Annotated in this window: 2 protein-coding genes; both read left to right on the forward strand. The window is 63.4% G+C overall.

Annotated elements, in window-relative coordinates:
* The first annotated feature begins 144 nt into the window (after positions 1–144).
* Positions 145–1785: an IS21 family transposase gene (gene istA / locus MTQ12_RS14710; RefSeq protein WP_247619213.1), complete on the forward strand. Its 1641-nt coding sequence runs from the start codon at positions 145–147 to the stop codon at positions 1783–1785.
* Positions 1778–2539: an ATP-binding protein gene (locus tag MTQ12_RS14715; protein ID WP_137319612.1), complete on the forward strand. Its 762-nt coding sequence runs from the start codon at positions 1778–1780 to the stop codon at positions 2537–2539. The genes istA and MTQ12_RS14715 overlap by 8 nt, the downstream gene beginning before the upstream one ends.
* Positions 2540–2631 lie beyond the last annotated feature (92 nt).

Raw genomic sequence — 2631 nt, forward strand, 5'->3', positions numbered from 1 at the left:
TGTTTAGCCGCGGGGTTTGGTAGCGTGCGTGGGACGGTCCGGTAGCACTGGCGGGTGGAATCGGTAGCGCTTGCGGGTGTTGTGTTCCAGGATTGCTTTCACCTGCAGCCAACGGAGGCTGCACTGGATGGAAGGACCCCGACTATGGCCGACTACCGACGCATCATGATGTTGCTGATCCAGCAGCGTTCCTACCGGCAGATCGAGGTGATGGCCAGCTGTTCGCATCGCGCGATCGCCAGAGCTCGCCGCGTCCTCGACGAGCACCGCTTGAGCACCGTTGCTGACGTCGAGGGGCTCAGCGCCGAGGATCTTGACCGGTTGTTCTCCGACGGCCGCAAGAGCAGCGCCGGCGAATTCGCCCCGATCGACTTCGACTCCATCGTGCAAGCCAGAGTGGGCCGGAAGAAGCCTCCACTGAAAGTGCTCTGGGCGAAGTACGTCAACACCGATGCGCCCGCGGGCGTGCGTAACTACGGGTACGACCGGTTCTGCGAGCTCGTCGCCGAGCACGTGCGCGTGCATGATCTCACCGCCCCCATCCGGCATGTGCCCGGGCACACGATGCAAGTCGATTGGGCCGGGTCCCCGATGCAGCTGCTCGACCCGATCACACGAGAGAGCACCCGGGTATCGGTGTTCGTCGCGACGCTGCCCTACTCCGGATTCGTCTACGCCCGCGGCTACCTCGACGAGAAACTGTCTGCCTGGTGTGATGGTCATCAGCGGGCATTCGAGTTCATCGGCGGTGTGCCCCTCATGGTCGTCCCGGACAATGCTTCGACGGCGTCGAACCAGATCAGCAAGACCGAACGCACACGCGACGTCAACGCAGCCTACGCACAGTTCCTCGAGCATCACCGCAGCGCTGCAGTCCCCACACGTTCAGCTGCTCCGCGGGATAAGGGCAATGTCGAAGCCGGTGTGAAAGTCGTGACGAACTGGGCCATCCACTACCTCGCCGATCAGGTCTTCGCCTCTCTCGATGACCTCAACGAAGCCCTCGCTGAACGGGTGGAGTGGATCAACCACAGAACCCCGTTCCGCGGTGAGGAACGCAGCCGCCACGCCTGGTTCACGGAGGCGGAGAAGCCGGAACTGCTCGAACTGCCCGAGCACAGATGGGAGCCAGTCGTCTGGAGGAAAGCGAAGGTGCATCGGGACTGGCATATCCAGATCGACACGATTAAGTATTCCGTGCCGTACGAGTTCGCGGGAGTCAGTGTGGATGTGCGCATCGTCGGCAGCCAGGTCGAGGTCCTCGCCGGCGGGGACGTGGTCGCCAGGCACCGGCGAGGCAGGCATCGCAACGGCTACGTCACCGACCCGGATCATGCACCTGCCTACCTGGCAGAGACGGCGGGACTGTGGACGCGCGCCTACTTCCTCCGCCAGGCGGCGAAAGTCGGCCCGGCCACCGTCGCAGCCCTGGAGCGCCTGCTCGATCGCAAGAAGATCGAGGCGCAGGGGTTCCGTTCGTGTATGAACATCCTCGACCTGGGCAAACGTCGTGGCCGAGTGCTGCTGGAACAGGCATGTCAACACCTCATCGACAGTGATGAGCACCGCCAGATCACCTACACCGCGGTCAAGAACACCACGAGCGCGCTGCAGGCTCAGCAGGACGAAAGACCTCGCACGCTGCCGGCCGCACCGCCTGGCACCGCCGCTGCTCGGGCATCATCGGCAGGTCGAGACACCAGTGGGGCCCACCTGGCAGGGATCTCTGCATTCAGCCTCGAAGCCCTCACGGCGCAGAACACGCGGGAGGCTGACGATGCTTGACATGCACCTGAGTGTTGATGACATGCCCCTGTTCACGAAGCTGCGCATGACCGCCTTCGGCGAAGCGGTCATCGAGATCGCCAACGACCCCGACTGTGATGAGTGGACCTTCTCCCAGAAGATCAGACACGCCCTCGAACGAGAGAGCACGGCCCGCGGCGAACGGCGGATGCTCAAGCTCTTGAAAGCCTCGCACACCCCGAACCCGGCTGCCTGCGTTGAGGACATCCACTACCTCGATGGGCGCTCACTGAACCGTGACGTCGTCGCCAGGCTTGCATCGTGCGGCTGGATCGATCGCTGCACCAACCTCGTGATCTTGGGTTCCTCGAGCGTGGGGAAGTCATATCTTGCTCAAGCCCTCGTCAACGCCGCCTGCAGACGCGACTACACAGCCAGATACTATCGGCTTGACGACCTCGCCAACCAGCTCGCCGTCCAGCACCACTCCGACCCAGGACGGCTCCGCTTCCTCCAGAATCTGCACGAGTGCGACCTGCTCGTATTGGATGACTTCCTCACCACGCCCATCAGCCCCGAGATCGCAGCCGAGCTCCTCAACATTCTCGCCGCACGTGAGGGACGAGGCTCGACAGCCGTCACATCACAGTTCGACCCCACCGACTGGTACAAATCACTCCATGACGCCGTGATCGCGGAATCGATCCTCAACCGGATCGTGTCCAACGCCGAACTGGTCCAACTCGCCGGCCCGAACATGCGTCGCCACACCAAACTCGACGCCGCCGACTGAACACCACCGCGGGCGGGATCGCCGCTACCCGGTCGTCCCGCCCGCGCTACCGGTTCGCCACACACACGCTACCGAAAGACGCTGCTAAACAG

Source organism: Brevibacterium sp. R8603A2 (assembly GCF_023072605.1).
Classification (GTDB): Bacteria; Actinomycetota; Actinomycetes; order Actinomycetales; family Brevibacteriaceae; genus Brevibacterium; species Brevibacterium pityocampae.

Bases quoted from the DNA above. Each gene is read 5' to 3' on its own strand.
- MTQ12_RS14715 (WP_137319612.1), top strand. From the start codon at position 1,778: ATGCTTGACATGCACCTGAGTGTTGATGACATGCCCCTGTTCACGAAG.
- istA (WP_247619213.1), top strand. From the start codon at position 145: ATGGCCGACTACCGACGCATCATGATGTTGCTGATCCAGCAGCGTTCC.